The sequence below is a fragment of the Nocardia sp. CY15 genome (assembly GCF_009829295.1).
Taxonomy (GTDB): Bacteria; Actinomycetota; Actinomycetes; order Mycobacteriales; family Mycobacteriaceae; genus Nocardia; species Nocardia sputi.
In genome coordinates this window covers 1-17,076 of sequence record NZ_VUOT01000007.1, presented here as the reverse complement: position 1 = coordinate 17,076, position 17,076 = coordinate 1, and the positions used below count along the sequence as shown (strand labels likewise).

Here is a 17,076-nt window from a genome sequence, read left to right as displayed (position 1 = left end):
CGATCAGCTCTGCGACTTCCACCACTCGAGCAGCGCCGCCTCGGCCTCGTCCCGGCTGAGCGGACCACGGTCGAGGCGAAGCTCCTTCAGGAAGCGCCAAGCCCGGCCGACTTCGGGGCCCGGCGGCACACCGAGCAGTTCCATGATCGCGTTGCCGTCCAGATCCGGACGTACCTTGGCCAGGTCCTCCTGCTCCCGCAACCGCTCGATCCGCGCCTCCAACTCGTCGTAGGTGGCCCGCAGCGCGGCGGCCCTGCGCTTGTTGCGGGTGGTGCAGTCGGCGCGGACGAGTTTGTGCAGGCGGGGGAGCAGCTCGGCGGCGTCGGTGACATAGCGGCGCACCGCGGAATCGGTCCACTGACCTTTGCCGTAACCGTGGAAGCGCAGATGCAGGAACACCAGCCGGGCCACGTCCTCGGTGAACTGCTTCGGGTATTTCAGCGCCCGCATCCGTTTGCGCACCATCTTCGCACCGACCACCTCGTGGTGATGGAAGCTGACGCCGCCGCCCGGCTCGTTGCGCTTGGTGTCTGGCTTGCCGATGTCGTGCAGCAGCGCGGCCCAGCGCAGCACCAGATCGGGGTCGCCCTCCTCCTGGTCGATGGCCTGCTCCAGCACGGTGAGCGAATGCCAGTAGACGTCCTTGTGCTGGTGATGTTCGTCGATCTCCAGCTTCATCGCGGGCACCTCGGGCAGCACCCGCTGCGCAAGCCCGGTCTCGCACATGACGTTGATGCCGTCGATCGGGTGCGCGCCCGCGATGAGCTTGTCCAGTTCGACCCGCACCCGCTCGGCGGTGATGCGATCGATCTGGTCGGCCATCGCGGTGATCGCGGCCCGCACCCGGGGAAGCGGCTCGAAGCCCAGTTGGGAGACGAACCGTGCGGCGCGCAGCATGCGCAGCGGGTCGTCGTTGAACGAATCCTCCGGCGCCGCAGGCGTATCCAGCACACCCTCGAGCAGGGCGTTCATGCCGTCGAGCGGGTCGACGAATTCCAGCGCGCCGTCCGCGCCGATCTTCACGGCCATCGCGTTCACCGTGAAGTCCCGGCGCACCAGGTCTTCCTCGAGCGAGTCACCGAAGGTCACCTGGGGATTGCGGGAGACCCGGTCGTAGCTGTCGGCGCGGAACGTGGTGATCTCCAGCTGGTGACCGGCCTTGGCCGCGCTGACCGTGCCGAACGCCAGACCACCGGTATCCCACAGATGGTCGGCCCACCCGCGCAGGATGTCCTGCACGACTTCCGGCCGCGCGTCGGTGGTGAAGTCCAGATCCGTCCCCAGCCGGCCGAGCACCGCGTCCCGCACGCTCCCACCGACCAAGTACAGCTCGTGCCCCCGCGCCGCGAACATCTCGCCGAGGGGCGTCAGCACATCCGACAGCCCCCCGAGTGTCACCGCCGCGGCGGCCAGCAGTCGGGTACGTCTATCCAGCGCAGCGTCCTTGGACTTCGGCGAAACCACGAATGAGCAGCTTACCGAGCCGCGCGAACGGATATCGCGCCGCAGGCCCACGCAGCAGCCCAGATATATAAGGACACCGGCATCTACCCAGCCAGCAGCCTCCGCACACCCAGGGAGTCACCTGCCCGCCATTCCGCGCTTCACGCGATCCACCGCAGCCCGCAGTGCTGAAGACCACAACACGCCGCGACGCAGGCGGGACAAATTCAACACAGTAGGATTGCCAGGTGTCTCCGGCCGATCGTGCGAACAGTCGACGCCGCCAGCCTCGGCGCCGCGGTTCGGCCGCCAATGCCGCGAAGCCACGGATGCGCACGGTCCGGGAGACCTCGGCGGGCGGGCTGGTCGTCGACGGCTTGGACGGTCCTCGGGAATCACGCAGCGCCGCGCTCATCGGACGCACCGATCGCCGCGGGCGGTTACTGTGGTCGCTGCCGAAAGGACATATCGAAGAAGGTGAGACCGCCGAGCAGACCGCGATCCGCGAGGTCGCCGAGGAGACCGGCATCAACGGCGTGGTGGTCGCCGAACTCGGCAGCATCGATTACTGGTTCGTGACCGACGGTCGGCGGGTACACAAAACGGTGCATCATTATCTGCTGCGTTCGGTCGGTGGCGAACTGTCCGACGCCGACGTGGAAGTGACCCAGGTCGCCTGGGTTCCCTTGACTGAACTGGATTCTCGGCTGGCCTATGCCGACGAGCGGCGGCTTGCGGAGATGGCGAACAAGCTGATCGACCGGATGGAGACCGGCAAGCGATGACGCGTGGACTGTTCCGGATCTTCGTGGCGGTCCTGACCATCCTCGGCCCGGTGACGACGCTGCCACTGCTCGATTCCGCGTCGGCCGTGGCGCAACCGACCGGGTCCGGCGCCACGTCGAATCCCAGATTCCTGAAGCTGTCGCTCGATTCGGTGACGCCGACCACGGTGACCACCACCAGCGATTCGGTGCTCACGGTCGCGGGCACGGTCACCAATATCGGCGATCGCGTGGTGGACGACGTCAGCATCCGCATCCAGCGTGCGGCGGCGATCACGGCGCCGGTGGGGTTGCGCGCCACTTTGCGCCTCGACGAAGTCAATTACGACGTCAACGGCGAGTTCGAGGATGTCGCGCAGCGGCTGAATCCCGGGCAACGCAAGCAGTTCACACTGAGCATCCCGTTGCGCTCCGAGACCGGCGCCACGTCGCTGCGCATCACGGAGCCGGGTGTCTACCCGCTGTTGCTGAACGTGAACGGTGAACCGGCCTACGGCACACAGGCCAGGCTCGACGACGCCCGGTTCTTGCTCCCGGTGCTCGGCGTGCCGCCCGCGCCCAGCGACGGCGCCGCCTCCGCCGCCCCGCCGGTGTCCGCGCCCACCGACGCGCCGGTGGCGACGACATTGCTGTGGCCGCTGGCCGACCGGCCGCGGCTCGTCGCGGGCCATCCGGGCAGCGTCGACGGCAAGGTGGAGCTGACCGACGACGAACTGGCCGCTTCGCTCGGCAAGGGCGGCCGTCTCGATCAGTTGTTGGCCGCGCTGGAGGGAATGTCCGGTCCGGATGCGGTCCGTGACGCCGAACTGGCTTCGGCCGTGTGCGTCGCCATCGATCCCGACCTGCTGCTCACGGTGCGTGCGATGACCAACGGTTATCGCGTGCTCGCCAGCCCGTCCGATCCCGACGGGGCGACGCGGGCGGGCGCGGGCGCCGAACAGGCGCAGATCTGGCTGGACCGGTTGCGCGCGCTGTCCGGGTCGATGTGCACGGTGGCGCTGCCGTTCGCGCAGGTCGATCTCACCGCGCTCGCCGCGGTCGAAGATCCGGCGCTGTCCGCGCGCGCGATCAACGAACCGGCCGAGGTCGTCGACTCGATCCTGGCCACCCGCTCGGTGCGCGGGGTCAGCCTGCCGGATTCCGGCAGCATCGACGCGGGGGCGGGCCAGCTGTTGCGCGACCATGGTTTCGACACCGCTGTGCTCGCCTCGACGGCGGCCGTTCCACAGGGAAGCATGGACTGGGCGCAGTCCAGCAGTGACAGCGGACACACCACAAGCGGTTCGAGCGAGGACGTGACGACCCCGGACCCGGCCATCCCGGAAGTGGTTCGGCTGCCCGAAATCACCGCGAGTCGGCCGCCCGCACCCGCGCCGCCGACGCCGCCGGTCGCGGGCAACCCCGCACCACCTGCCGCGAGTCCACCCATCCCGCCCGCCGACCCCGCGCTGCGCGCGGTGACGTTCGACATCTGGTCCGCGACGGCGCTCGCCGCGCTGGGCTCGAATCCGCCCACCCCGCCGTTCACCCCGTCCCGGGTCCGCTACGACGTCACCAACGACTCGCGCGCGGCACGCTTGCAGGACGCGCTCGGGGCGATCTCGTGGAGCGCGCTGCATCCGGAGACGAACCGGCCGCGTTCGCTGTTGCTCGTCCCGCCACAGCAGTGGGGTGCGAACAAGGACGAGGCGACCGCTTTGCTGCGCCAAGTCGACCTGCTGCTGCGCGGCAACCTCGCCACCGCACGTCCGTTCCCTGAGCTGGTGGCGCTGCCGCCGGACTCACAGCCCTACGAGCTGGACTACCTCCCGCAGGCGGCGCAGGACGCGGTCCCGGACCGGTTCGTGCTGCCCGTGCGCGACCAGGGCCGTGGGATCACCGAGATGATGCGCGCGCTGGTGGACGTGCCGGAGGCCGAGCCGACGCCACACGATTTCCTGACGCCGCTGCGCGACGACCTGTTGCGCGTGCTGAGCCTTTCGGATCGGCGTACGGGCGACGCCGCGCCGGCGGACACGTTCGCTCAGCGCCGACTGGACCAGAACACGCGGACGATGGACAAGCTCTATCGCTCGGTCACCGTGCTTCCACCGGGCGGGGTGTACACCCTCGCTTCCGAGCAGAGTCCTTTGCTGCTGGTCGCACGCAATGATCTGCCGGTGGCCATCCGCGTCAGGTTCCGGATCGAGGCGCCTGCGGAGACGGAGATCACCGATCCCGGCGAACAGCAGCTCCCGGCGAACGGATCGCGGTCGTTCCAGATTCCGACGGAGGTCAGCGACAGCCGGAACCTGGTCATTCCGATCTCGCTCACCACACCGGAGGGTGTCGCGCTCGGCAATCCCACGCAGGTCTCGGTGCGTTCGAACGCCTATGGTCAGGCCTTGGCGATAATTACGGGATGCGCCGCACTCCTGCTGCTTCTGCTGGCCGGTCGCCGTTTGTGGCGCCGGTTCCGCGGGCAGCCCGATCCGGCGGACGAGGGCTTCGATCCGGGCACCAGACGCCGGGTCAACCGGTACCGGCGCGCGCGCAGGCGGATGCTGCGGGAGCAGGAGCAGGAGCAGCTTCAGGAGACGCGGTGACCGATCCCGCTTCGACGGGGCCGCGCACATTGCGTCTACCTGCGTCGATGTGGTGTACCGCGGTGGGGTGTGGCACGGTGGAGGACAATTACGTTCCCGGGCCCGCCCGGTCCGGGAGGGAACCACTGACAGAATGTTCGCCGATCACGGCGGACCGTTGCGGCGGGCCGCGGCTCACCGCACCGATGGGGGTGCGGATATCCCGGCGGGTACAGGAGGCATGATGAGCGACGATGACATATCGGCTCATCGCCCTCGACCAGGCGAGCGCCTCGACGGGCCGCCGGTTCGCCGAGCTCCCGCCGCTCCGTGGGAACGCGGCCCGGCACAGCCCGATGCGGAGAATCCCGGCTTGAACGGCGGCCCGTACCACGACGGACCGCCGCCTCGGGTACCGCAGGTGAGTCGTCCTCCGGCCGCGCCGCAGCCGCGGCCTGGTCAGCGCATGCCACCGCCGCCACCGCCTGCCGCCCAGCCGCGGCCGCCCGTGCCGCCACCGCCGCGCCCCGGCCCCGCGCCACACCCGAACCAACGGCAATATCCTGCCCCGCCGGCGGGCCCGGCCGGGGGTCCCGCACAACCGCGACCGGTACCGCCTGCCCCCGCTCGTCCAGCGCCCGCCGGCCCATCAGCCGGCGCCCCGAGGCAAGCGCCGCCGCCCGTGCCGCCACGCGCGCCGCGGTCCGGCGGGATTCCGGTCGCACCGCGTCCGCCTCGGCCCGGTGGCATTCCGGCTGTGCCCCGGCCCCCGCAGTCGGGTCCGATCCCCGCCGCGCAGCGGCCACCACACTCCGGGCCGATCCCGGCCGCCGCGCCGGAATCCGATCGAGTGCCGCCGCCCCGCTACGCCCCGCCGCAGCCGCAGCAGTTCCCGCCCCCGCCACGGCAACGACCGGCTGCCCCGGTCCGGCGCGAGCCCGCCGAACCGGGTCGCCCGCGGACCAGGGAGTGGCCCGCCGCCACCGCCACCGCCACCGCGGAGCCGAAGGCGGACGATTCGAAGCAGAGCTCGAGTTCCCGGCTGCTCAGCGATTCGGGATCGATCGCCTTCGCGACGTTGATCAGCAGGATCACCGGGTTCGGCAAGCAACTGCTGCTGCTGACCGTGCTCGGCCCCGCCATCGCCAGTGCGTTCACCGTCGCCAGCCAGATCCCGAACATGATCGCGGAACTGGTGCTCGGCGCGGTGCTCACGGCGATCGTGGTGCCGACACTGGTGCGCGCGGAGCAGGAGGATCCGGATCGCGGAGCCGCGTTCGTCCGGCGTCTGGTGACCGCCGCTTTCGTGGTTCTGGCCACCGCCGCGCTGTTGGCGACGGCCGCGGCGCCGGTACTGACCACCCACGTCTTCCTTTCCGACGACGGCAAGGTCAACACCGCGCTCACTACGGCGCTGGCCTTCCTGCTGTTGCCAGCGATCTTGTTCTACGGCATGTCGGCGCTGCTCACGGCGATCCTCAACACCCAGCAGATGTTCAAGCCCGGCGCATGGGCCCCGGTGTTGAACAACCTCGTGGTGCTCACCGTGCTGGGCTTGTACGTCCTGATGCCGGGAGAGATCACGCTGGACCCGGTCCGCATGAGCGACCCGAAACTGCTGGTGCTCGGCGTCGGCGTCACGATCGGCGTGGTGGTACAGGCGGTCAGTCTCATCCCGGCGATCCGCAGGGCAGGCATCGACCTGCGCCCCCTCTGGGGCATCGACGACCGCCTCAAGCAGTTCGGCGGCATGGGCGCGGCCATCATCCTGTACGTCCTGATCAGCCAGGCGGGCTTCGTGTTCGCCACGCGGATCTCCTCGCATGCCGACGCGGCGGGCCCGGCGATCTACAACAACGCCTGGCTGCTGCTGCAACTGCCGTACGGCGTACTCGGTGTCACGGTGCTCACCGCGATCATGCCTCGGCTGAGCCGCAACGCCGCCGCCGACGACACGCCCGCGGTGGTCGACGATCTTTCCGCCGCCACCCGGTTGACCATGATCGCCCTGGTCCCGGTGGTCACCTTCCTCACGCTGGCCGGTCCGCAGGTCGGGCAGGCGCTCTACGGCTACGGCAATTTCGGATCCGACGCCGAACGACTCGGGCTCGCGGTCAGCTGGTCGGCGTTCGCGCTGATCCCGTACTCGCTCGTGCTGATCCACCTGCGCGTGTTCTACGCCAGGGAGCAGGCATGGATTCCGACCTGGATCATTCTCGGCATCACCGCCGCCAAGATCGTCTTCTCGGCGCTGGCTCCGGTGCTCACCGACGCCGAGCACGTGGTGATCGCGCTCGGCGTCGCGAACGGCCTCGGCTTCGCGGTGGGCGCCGTGGTGGGCGGTTACCTCTTGCACCGCAGTCTCGGTGATCTTCGGATGGCCAACGTCGGCCGCACAGTGACACGTGTCGTGCTCGCGTCACTCGCGGGCGGGGCGGTGATGTGGATCGTGGACCGGGTACTCGGTCTGGATCGGCTGACCGCGGCATTCCACGGACCGGGTTCGCTGATCCGGGTGGCGATCACCGCGATCGTCATGTTCGCGGTGGCCTTCGGCTTGATGCGACTGGCCGGTATCCCGGAGATCGTCGCCATAACCGTGTCCATCTCCCGGCGTCTCGGCTGGACGCCGCCCGCGCCGGAGCTGGATCTGGAGAGCCCGGCCGAAGACCCGTACGTCACACAGGTACTCCGCAGGCCGGACCCCTACTTGGCGTACCCGCGGTTCGATCCGTACATGGACGCCCAGACCATGGTGCTGCCTGTGATCAGACCCGACGCCGTTGACCGCACCGGCATGGGTGAGTTCCCGTACCCTGTTCGGCAGACAAGCACAAGTGGCGAATTCGCCGGAACCTCGACATATCAGGGCGAAGGAGGACCGAGGGTGAGCGACGACGCGGTGGGCGGCGTCCCAGCCGCCGATTCTTCTGCGACCACGCCCGGCGGACTGTCCACCGATGTACCGCCGACCGCGGGGGAGCCGTTGGATCCCGCGTACGCGAGCAAGGAGCCGGGCACGGCTCCGCCGGATCAGGACGCGCCGAGATCGCAGGAGAACCAATTGCCTGCGCGCGATCCGATGTACGACACCGGGATGATCCCGATCGGATCGCCGGAAATGCCGCCGATGGGTGGCGAGAACCTGGGCGCGCGGCGAGTCCCGCGCGGCCCCAAGCTGATTCCGGGCGCTTCGGTGGCCGGCGGGCGCTATCGCCTGCTGGCCAGTCACGGCGGCGCCCGCGGCTTGAAGTTCTGGCAGGCGCTGGACATCAAACTCGATCGCGAGGTCGCGCTGACCTTCGTCGACGCCGACCAGAAGGCGACCGAGAACTCCGGCCAGGACGGCCCCCAGGCGATCCTGTCGCGGACGCTGCGCCTCGGCCGGATCAACTCGCCGGGTCTGGCCCGCGTCTTGGACGTCGTGCGCGGCAGCTCCGGCGGCATCGTGGTGGCGGAGTGGACACCGGGCCGCTCGCTGCGCGAGATGGCCGAGACGGTGCCCTCGCCGATCGGCGCGGCGCGTGCCATCCGCGCCCTCGCTTCGGCGGCCGAGCTGGCTCACCGCGGCGGTGGTTCGCTGTCCATCGATCATCCCGACCGGGTGCGTATCAGCGCCTCCGGTGACGCGGTGCTCGCCTTCCCCGGCACCTTGTCCGACTCCGACGCGCAATCCGACGTGCGCGGTCTCGGCGCGATGCTGTACGCGCTGATCACGGCGCGCTGGCCGATCCGCTCCGGGGGTGTCACGGGCGCCGCCGCAACGGTCGGCGGGCTCCGGCTGGCCGACCTCGGCCCGGATGGCACGCCGGTGGAACCGCGACAGATCCGTCCCGAGGTACCGTTCGAGATCTCCGCGGTCGCCGTGCGCTCGCTGGAGTCGAACAAGGGCGTGCGCACCGCCGCGACGGTTCAGCATGTGCTGGAGCAGGCGTCGGTGGTCGATCAGAAGACCGATTTCATTCCGGTGCTGCGGCTCGGGCAGCGCGCGCCGGCGAACATGGACGACTCGCTCGCCGATCCGGAACTGCTCGCGGCCGAACGCGAACGCTCGCAGCGCATGATGTGGATCATGGTCGGCCTCGGCATCCTCGCCGCGCTGGTCGTCGGCATCGTGATCTGGTGGATGGTCAGCGTGTTCGCGCCGGGCGCTTCCGATGCGCCGCTGAACGAACAACGCAACATCGGTCTGACGACCAACAACCAGCCCGTGCCGACGCCCGCTGCCGCGGGCCCGAACCTCAATTCGAACGGTGTGCCGGTCCCGGTGACCGGCGTGTCGGTGTTCTCGCCGGAGGGCACCGCCGACGGCGTCGCCAACGTGCAGGCGGTGCTGGACGACGACCCGGCCACCCAGTGGCGCACCGATCAGTACTTCCAGCAGTTCCCGGCGCTCAAGAAGGGGGTCGGGCTGCTGGCGACGCTCCCCGCTCCCGCCAAGCTCACGAACGTCTCGATCAACTCGCCCAGCGCGGGCACGTCGGTGGAGATCCGCACCTCGCCCACCGGTTCGCCGACGCTGGATCAGACCCAGCTGATCGGTTCCGCCCGGCTCGACGACGGCGTCACCGACATCCCGGTGCGGGCCGACCAAGCCGCCCGCTACGTTCTCGTCTGGATCACCGGACTCGGCAACTCCGGAGGACAGTTCCAGACCGCGATCGCCGATATTCGTCTCGACGCCGCACCCTAGCCCGGCTCCGCTTTCGCCGCACACACTCGTTCGTGCAGGCCATTCGTAGCGCAACGCAGAGCGTCGCGTCTTCCTCCGTACCCGGCTCGATCACTTGGTTGCTGCCAAATCGTTACGGACGATATGATCTTCGGGCGCTCTCAGCAGGGGAGCTTCCCAGGTTCCGTGTTTCGATCCTGGATGCTGCGAATCTCGGTGATGGTCAACACTGCCCGTTGCCGCCGTGAGGGCCGTCCAAGGGGTTGGCATTGTCGTCCGAAGTGAACGAGGAGTTCGGCGGGGGGTCGTCGCGACCGGTGGTATGTCACGAACGTTCCTTCGTACCCGGTGAATGCACCGATGTGGAGTTGTTGCGGGCGCATGTTCGTGGTCAGCGGCACGCGTTCGCCGAGCTGCTGCGCCGGCACAACGATCATCTGTGGCAGACCGCGCTACGCACGTCCTACACACGTGAGGACGCGGCGGATTCGCTTCAGGACGCGCTGTTGTCGGCACATCGCACGGCTGCCTCCTTCCGCGCGGAAGCGGAGGTCCGCAGCTGGTTGCACGCCATCGTGGTGAACGCCTGCCTGGACCGGATCCGCCGCAACAAGACCAGGTACGCGTTGTCGCTGTCGCCGGAAACGATGCCCGAGCCCAAGGACACCCGCGACGAGATGGCCGAGGTGGAGATGTCCATGGTCATCGATCGCGCTCTGTTCTCGTTGCCGCCGGACCAGCGGACCGCGCTCGTCGCGGTCGATGTGGAGGGGTATAGCGTGGCCGAGGCAGCCGCGTTGCTCGGTGTGCCCGAAGGAACGATCAAAAGCCGGTGCGCCCGCGCACGGCAGCGTTTGAAAGAGCGATTGGATTTTCTGCGTGATCCGGGGAACCGGAGGTAGTTGGGATGCGTCATTAACAGTGACGAACCACTGAACGATCCAGAGGCCGTCCCCGATGATGAGGGGATCCCCGCGATGTCAGATGCGAACAACGGAGGTGCGATGGCGACCCGGTCCGTACCGCAGCCCCCGTTCACGTCCGAATTGCTGGCCGACCTGCATGCCGGCAATGTGTCACCGGCACAGCGCGAGCAGTTGTGGCCGATGGTCTCGCGAGATCCGGAAGCGATGCGCTACCTGCGCTCCCTCGACAACGTCAGCGCCGAGTTGCGTGCCCTCGGCCGGGACGAGCGCGTCATCCATCGGATGCCCGAGGACGTGGCGGCCCGGCTCGCGCTGTTCGCCGACGAGCTGGAACCGCCCGAGGATGCGCCGGCGCGGGCCGCCACGGTTCATGAGCTGCCGCGCCCGTCGGCGGATGAGATCCCCGACTCGTCAAGGGCTTCCGATTCCGCACCGGTCGCTCTCGACGACCGGCGCCGTAGCAGGCTGCGCTGGTTCGCCGCGGCCGCCGCGGCCATCGTCACCGTGGCGTGCGCGAGTGTCTTCGTTACGACGATGCGCGACGGCGACGCCCCCGCACCCACCGCGCAGCCCACCACCGGCAACGAGGATGTGGGCGACGACCTCACCGCCACGGTCGCCCTCAGCGCGCTCGGCCGCAACAACGTCACCGGATCGCTGGCCCGGCCGGGCGCACTCGAGCGTTGTATCCAGGCGAACGGGCTCGACCGCACGGTACTCGGTTCCACGGACATCAGGTTCCGCGGCGGCAACGCGGTGCTCATCCTGCTCAACGGCCCCCACCCGCCCAAGATCACCGCGCTGGTCGTCGGGACCGGTTGCGCTACAGGCGATCCACAGCGCAGAGCTTTGCAGGACATCGGCTGAGGCGATCCGGCTCCTGCGATCTGGACCACGTGCACGGTGTGACCCCGGTGATGCGGGAACAACAGCCATTACCCTGTTGTTGACCGACACGTCCCAACGAATCCTCCCGGAAGGGCCCCATGAGCGAGCGTAGCGAGCGAACAAGCGACACCGGCGCGCCAGTTCGCGACCTGATCATCATCGGCTCCGGACCTGCCGGCTACACCGCCGCCGTCTACGCGGGTCGCGCCGAGCTCCAGCCGCTGCAGTTCGAGGGGACCCAGTTCGGTGGTGCGCTGATGACCACCACCGAAGTCGAGAACTTCCCCGGCTTCCGCGGGGGCATCATGGGCCCTGATCTCATGGAGGAGATGCGCGAGCAAGCCAAACGATTCGGCGCGGACATCCGCACCGAAGACGTGGATGCCGTCGACCTGACCGGCCCGATCAAGAAGGTCGTCGTCGGCGGGGAGACTTTCGAGGCCTACGCCGTCATCCTCGCCATGGGGTCGGCCGCGCGGTACCTGAACGTCCCGGGTGAGCAGCGGTTGCTCGGCCGCGGTGTCAGCGCCTGCGCCACCTGCGACGGCTTCTTCTTCAAGGGCCAGGACATCGTGGTGGCCGGCGGCGGCGACTCCGCGATGGAAGAGGCGACCTTCCTGACCAAGTTCGCCTCCAGCGTCACCATCGTGCACCGCCGCGAGGAATTCCGTGCCTCCCGCATCATGCTGGAGCGCGCGAAGGCGAACGAGAAGATCAAGTTCGTGCTCAACGCGGAAGTGGTCGAGGTGCACGGTGACAACAGCGTCACCCATCTGACCTTGCGCGACACCCGAACCGGTGAGACCTCCGACTTGCCCGCCACCGGCCTGTTCGTCGCGATCGGTCACGACCCGCGCAGCGAACTCGTCAAAGGCCAGGTCGCACTGGACGAGGAGGGATACGTGCTGGTGCAGCACCCGACGACCGCGACCGACATCGCGGGCGTCTTCGCCGCGGGCGATCTCGTCGACCACACCTACCGTCAGGCGATCACCGCCGCGGGCACCGGCTGCCGAGCAGCCATCGACGCCGAGCGCTGGTTGGCCGAGCAGGGCGACATCACCTCGAACACCCTCGCCCACGCGGGCGGGTCGGTGAGCGTCCCCGCCAACTGAGCTCGAGTCCATCGAGCCCGCCCAGCTTTCGTCTCGCTGTATCGCAAGGAGAATATTCATGTCCAAGTCCGTCAACACGGTCGTCGTCACCGACGCGTCCTTCGCCGACGATGTGCTGTTGAGTGAGAAGCCCGTCCTCGTCGATTTCTGGGCCGACTGGTGCGGGCCGTGCAAGATGGTCGCGCCCGTCCTGGAGGAGATCGCGGGCACCCACGCGGACAAGCTGACCATCGCGAAGCTGGACGTGGACGCCAACCCGAGCACCGCCCGCGATTATCAGATCCTTTCGCTGCCCACTATGATGCTGTTCCGCGGTGGTAAGCCGGTCAAGCAGATCGTCGGAGCGAAGGGCAAAGCGGCCCTTCTGCGCGAACTCGAAGACGTCATCTGACGACACGATCCGACGACTCGCCGTAGGATGCCTGGACCCGGGGATTGTCGAAACCCGGTCCAGGTCTGAGACAATCGACCGACGCTCCGGTCGTGCGAAGGTGTATCCCATCGCATGAGTGGGTACCCGCGGGTTGACGGAAGGAAAGGGCTCTCACGCATGCACCGACTTCGTCACGGCGATTCCGGTCCAGCCGTAGCAGAGGTTCGGAGCACCCTGGCAAGCCTCGGGTTCCTACACGCGCACGTCGGTACCGGTAACGCGGACGCACGCGAGTACTGGAAGGACACCGAGGTGTACTTCGACCACCACCTCGACTCCGCGGTACGCGCGTTCCAGCAGCATCGCGGCTTGCTCGTCGACGGAGTGGTCGGCCCGGCGACCTACCGGGCACTGAAGGAAGCGTCCTACCGGCTCGGCGCGCGCACGCTGATCTATCAGCTGTCCGCGCCGCTGTACGGCGATGACGTGGCCACGCTCCAGCGCAGGTTGCAGGACCTCGGTTTCTACGTGCACCGCGTCGACGGCTACTTCGGTCCACACACCCATGACGCGCTGACCGCGTTCCAGCGGGAGATCGGGCTGTCGGCCGACGGCATCTGCGGTCCCGACACGCTGCGCTCGCTCGACCTGCTCGGCGCGCGCGTGACCGGCGGCAATCCCCACCGGATCGCCGAAGAAGAGGTGGTGCACCGAGCGGGTCCGCAGCTGACCGGCAAGCGGATCGTCATCGATCCGGGTCTCGGCGGTCCGGACAAGGGCTGGGCGGTACCGACCGAGTACGGCGACGTCTACGAGTCGGAAATCCTCTGGGACCTGGCAAGCCGTCTGGAGGGGCGGATGGCGGCCACGGGTATGGAGACCTTCCTGTCGCGTCCGTGGGGCGCCAACCCCACCGACGCCGAACGCGCGGACACCTCCAACGCCTTCGACGCGGATCTGATGATCTCGCTGCGCTGCGCCACCAACCCCAGCCCGCTGGCCAACGGCGTCGCCGGGTTCTACTTCGGCAACTCGCACGGCTCGGTCTCCATGATCGGACAGGTCCTGGCGGGCTTCATCCAGCGGGAAGTCGTCGCACGAACCTCGTTGCAGGACTGCCGTACTCATGCGCGTACCTGGGACCTGCTGCGCCTCACCAAGATGCCGACCGTGCAGGTCGACATCGGTTACCTGACAAACGGATACGACGCCTCGGTGCTCACCAACCCGCGCATGCGCGACGTGATCGCCGAAGCCATTCTGATCTCGGTGAAGCGGCTGTACCTGCTCGGCCAGGACGATCAGCCCACGGGCACCTATACTTTCGCGGAGTTGCTGGCCGAAGAACTTGCCGCCGCGGATCGCATGTAGGGGTTCCGGTAGTAACCGCCGAAAAATCAACGGATATGGCGTAGCTTGTTCAGCGGCGGTTGGTGTCCGGGCCCAGGATCGAGGTCAACTCACGCATCGCCTGTGGGGATGGTTTGAAGTAGCGGCGCAGGTTCTCGGCTTTGCGGTGTCGGGACTTGGCCATCAGTTCCAGCAGGCTGGCCCCGGATTCTCCGAGGTGGGTCAGGCCGGAATGGCGTAGTTCGTGCAGGTCCCAGCCGGTTCCGGGCCCGTCGATGGCGGTGGCGGTGTCGAGTAGGTCGCGGGCCTGGTCGTAGGACAGCCGGGCGAGGCCGGTGTCGGGGCAGACGTCGCGGTCGGCGAGGTACTTGCCGGGTCCCGGTCGGCGGTGGGTCACGAACACGGGTCCGCGGGTGCGGTCGCGGATGAGCCGGGGCAGCAGGCGGGCGGTGCCGGCGTCCCAGTACACGTTTTCGAGGACGTGTTCGTGGTGGGTGGCGCCGCGGCGGCGGGTGCGGGGTTTGGCGCCCTTGGACTTCACCGCCGCGGTGCGGCCGGCGAGGTCGAGGTCTTCGATGTTGACCTGGAGTAGTTCTTCGGCGCGGGCGCAGGTTTCGTACAGCATCCGCCACAGCGTCTTCTCGCGCAGGTGGATCTCGCGGCGGGCGATGAGCCGGTCGATCGCGGTGCGCGAACGGACCGGGGTCTCGGAGTCCGGTGGTGTCGACCGCCCGGCTGAGGCCGGGAGCGTCGGTGCGGTCCAGCCCTGTTCGGCGCACCAGCTCAGCCATTTACCGACCGCGGCGCGGCGCGCGTTCCAGGTGTTGACCGCCGCGTTGCCCCACAGGGTTTCCAGCGCGGCGCCGATTTCGGCGTCGGTGACCGAGTCCAGAGCGCGGCTGTGCCCGATAAGCCCATCAGGGCCGCGGCCGTCGAGCTGGTCGACGGTCTTGACGATCGCGATGCCGTAGGCGCGGCGGGTGTTCGCCGAGCCGATGGTGTCGAGGAACGCGTCGGCGGCGGTGCGCAGGGTGCGCGCCGGCAGGGCTGTGCGCAGCCGGGTCACCTTCGCGGCCATCGGATTCCCCTCGTCAGTGCTTACCCCGGATAACGGGGCCGCTTCGTGTACCCGGCGGAGCAGGTCCGCCGCAGTCGAACCTCACGATACCCCGGATAACAGACCATTATCCGGGGTACCACTGCTATCGTTGAGCGGTCACGGCCAGACGCGTACCGCCGTTCGCCGCAGTCACCGATGCCCACGCCCCCGGATGACAGAGTCAGCCAGGGTCTCTGGGCCCGCGCCATGAGCCACGCCGTCCTGCCTACCGGTGCCTCCACCCGGCCGGGTGGAGGCACCTTCGTCGTTCCCGGCTAGCGCCGAGTCCGCCGCGATCATGGAATATCGTGCCGGTCATGACCACGGATGACTGGTTGGCCGACACCCGAACCTCTTATGACACGGTCGCGGTCAGCTATGCCGACCAAGTGCGCGGCGCCCTCGCCGGACACCAGTACCTTCGCGCGGCTCTGGCGTTGTTCGCCGACAGCGTGCGGACCGCTGGCGGCGGACCGGTCGCGGACGTCGGCTGCGGCCCCGGTGAAGTCACCGCCCACCTGCATGAGCTCGGTGTCGACGCCTTCGGTATCGACCTCTCCCCGGCGATGATCGACGTGGCCCGGCGCGACCATCCCGGCCTGCGGTTCGAGGTGGGCTCGATGACGGAACTGAACCTGCCCGTCGCTTCGGTGGCCGGCCTGCTCGCCTGGCAGTCGTTGATCCACATCCCCGACGACGAGGTGCCGACTGTATTCGGGCGCTTCCACCGAGCATTGCGTCCCGGCGGACCGTTGCAACTCCTGTTTCACGTCGGCGACGAGTCGCTGTTGAAGACGGAGGGCTACGGCGGTCACCCGATGAAGGTCCATGTCCACCGCCGTCAGCCGGACCAGGTGGCGTCCTGGCTGCACGATGCCGGATTCGTGGTCGAGGCCCAGATGCTGCTCGACCCGGATGCGAAAGCTCAGCAAGCGATTCTTTTCGCACGCAGTAAGTCCTAACTTCTGCATATGTCGGGCTCGCCATTCGGAACCGCGGGGTCCCCGACGTACACCGCCCGGCGGGAAGCGTGGGTACCGCCGAGACCTGGAGTACGCATGTCACCGAAGAAGCAGCCCACCGCCGCCAAACGCGCTCGCGCCGCCGCCCGCGAGGGCGACAAGTACACCACCGCACTGCGCGGTGGGACCGCGGCCGGCACCCGCACCGAGCCCGAGCCCGTCGATCCCGAGCTGATCGTCGCCGGGCGGGCACGCCTCCACCGAGACCACCCAGGTGTACGCACTGCTCGCTGACAAGGTCGCCGACGACGAGATCCGCGCCGCACGACGCAAGCGATCTGCTGATCGCTGAAAGTAGGCTGCATTGCCTTTCTTGGATCGTGGACGATGGCCTTGTGACGTCGAATCCGTACGGTGACCCTGTTCTCTTTCTGGAGCGGCTGGGGAGGATCACGCAACGCGCTGCGCGTGCTGAAGAACTTCTTCAATGGAGCCTGAATCCTCAGAACGCCGATGCCGGTAGCTGTATGGCTGCCGATGACCAGGGCCTGATGAGCGACTTCGGTGAGCGTCGTTTCGAGTCAGCGGCACTCTGGCCGCTGATGAGCGCAACTGCCAGCGTCGGGGCCGCCGCTGGCATCTTCATCCAAGCAAATCAGTCCCGCAGGCTTCATGCCCCCGCCATCGCCGCGTTGTGCCGCAGCGCTGTCGAGTCAGCTGGTCGGGTCATTTGGCTACTGTCACCCGAAGACCGCCAGGTCCGCCGTGACAGTGGCCGGTCCCCGATAATGCGACCACCCGGGAGTAGAGCCCGGGTTGTTCGTCAGTTGTCAGTTGATCCCGCAGTCCACCGGGTGGTGGGTGTGGGTGCAGGCCGCAGCGTACTCAGCCGGTGTCCG

Annotated in this window: 12 protein-coding genes; 10 read left to right on the top strand and 2 right to left on the bottom strand. The window is 68.3% G+C overall.

Going from position 1 to position 17,076, the window contains the following annotated elements; translation table 11 throughout:
- Positions 1-3 precede the first annotated feature (3 nt).
- Positions 4-1,464: a CCA tRNA nucleotidyltransferase gene (locus GVY39_RS11070; protein ID WP_159923562.1), complete on the bottom strand. Its 1,461-nt coding sequence runs from the start codon at positions 1,462-1,464 to the stop codon at positions 4-6.
- Between the two features lie 227 nt (positions 1,465-1,691).
- On the opposite strand from GVY39_RS11070, the gene GVY39_RS11065 reads away from it, so the two are divergent.
- From GVY39_RS11065 to GVY39_RS11030, 8 genes are all read left to right on the top strand, one after another.
- Positions 1,692-2,228, top strand: a complete 537-nt coding sequence (locus GVY39_RS11065) for an NUDIX hydrolase (RefSeq protein WP_159923564.1) — start codon at positions 1,692-1,694, stop codon at positions 2,226-2,228.
- Complete coding sequence (locus tag GVY39_RS11060; protein ID WP_159923566.1) at positions 2,225-4,813, top strand: DUF6049 family protein; 2,589 nt, start codon at positions 2,225-2,227, stop codon at positions 4,811-4,813. The genes GVY39_RS11065 and GVY39_RS11060 overlap by 4 nt, the downstream gene beginning before the upstream one ends.
- A 223-nt stretch (positions 4,814-5,036) precedes the next feature.
- Positions 5,037-9,485: a lipid II flippase MurJ gene (locus GVY39_RS11055; protein ID WP_236565417.1), complete on the top strand. Its 4,449-nt coding sequence runs from the start codon at positions 5,037-5,039 to the stop codon at positions 9,483-9,485.
- Positions 9,486-9,781: 296 nt separating this feature from the next.
- The gene (gene sigM, locus GVY39_RS11050; protein ID WP_159923650.1) at positions 9,782-10,366 is read left to right on the top strand and encodes an RNA polymerase sigma factor SigM; all 585 of its coding nucleotides are present in this window, start codon (positions 9,782-9,784) and stop codon (positions 10,364-10,366) included.
- Between the two features lie 102 nt (positions 10,367-10,468).
- Entirely contained in the window at positions 10,469-11,257 is a 789-nt protein-coding gene (locus GVY39_RS11045; protein ID WP_159923568.1) for a hypothetical protein, read from the top strand.
- Between the two features lie 119 nt (positions 11,258-11,376).
- Complete coding sequence (trxB, locus tag GVY39_RS11040) at positions 11,377-12,393, top strand: thioredoxin-disulfide reductase (protein ID WP_159923570.1); 1,017 nt, start codon at positions 11,377-11,379, stop codon at positions 12,391-12,393.
- A gap of 58 nt (positions 12,394-12,451) precedes the next feature.
- Positions 12,452-12,784, top strand: a complete 333-nt coding sequence (trxA, locus tag GVY39_RS11035; protein ID WP_159923572.1) for a thioredoxin — start codon at positions 12,452-12,454, stop codon at positions 12,782-12,784.
- Between the two features lie 159 nt (positions 12,785-12,943).
- The gene (locus GVY39_RS11030; protein WP_159923574.1) at positions 12,944-14,137 is read left to right on the top strand and encodes an N-acetylmuramoyl-L-alanine amidase; all 1,194 of its coding nucleotides are present in this window, start codon (positions 12,944-12,946) and stop codon (positions 14,135-14,137) included.
- 49 nt (positions 14,138-14,186) lie between these two features.
- On the opposite strand, the gene GVY39_RS11025 is transcribed toward GVY39_RS11030, so the two are convergent.
- Complete coding sequence (locus tag GVY39_RS11025; RefSeq protein WP_195139263.1) at positions 14,187-15,194, bottom strand: site-specific integrase; 1,008 nt, start codon at positions 15,192-15,194, stop codon at positions 14,187-14,189.
- A gap of 338 nt (positions 15,195-15,532) precedes the next feature.
- Here GVY39_RS11025 and GVY39_RS11020 point away from each other — a divergent pair, with 338 nt between their 5' ends.
- Both GVY39_RS11020 and GVY39_RS11015 read left to right on the top strand, forming a co-directional pair.
- Entirely contained in the window at positions 15,533-16,177 is a 645-nt protein-coding gene (locus GVY39_RS11020; protein ID WP_159923576.1) for a class I SAM-dependent methyltransferase, read from the top strand.
- A gap of 96 nt (positions 16,178-16,273) precedes the next feature.
- The gene (locus GVY39_RS11015) at positions 16,274-16,471 is read left to right on the top strand and encodes a hypothetical protein (RefSeq protein ID WP_159923578.1); all 198 of its coding nucleotides are present in this window, start codon (positions 16,274-16,276) and stop codon (positions 16,469-16,471) included.
- Positions 16,472-17,076 lie beyond the last annotated feature (605 nt).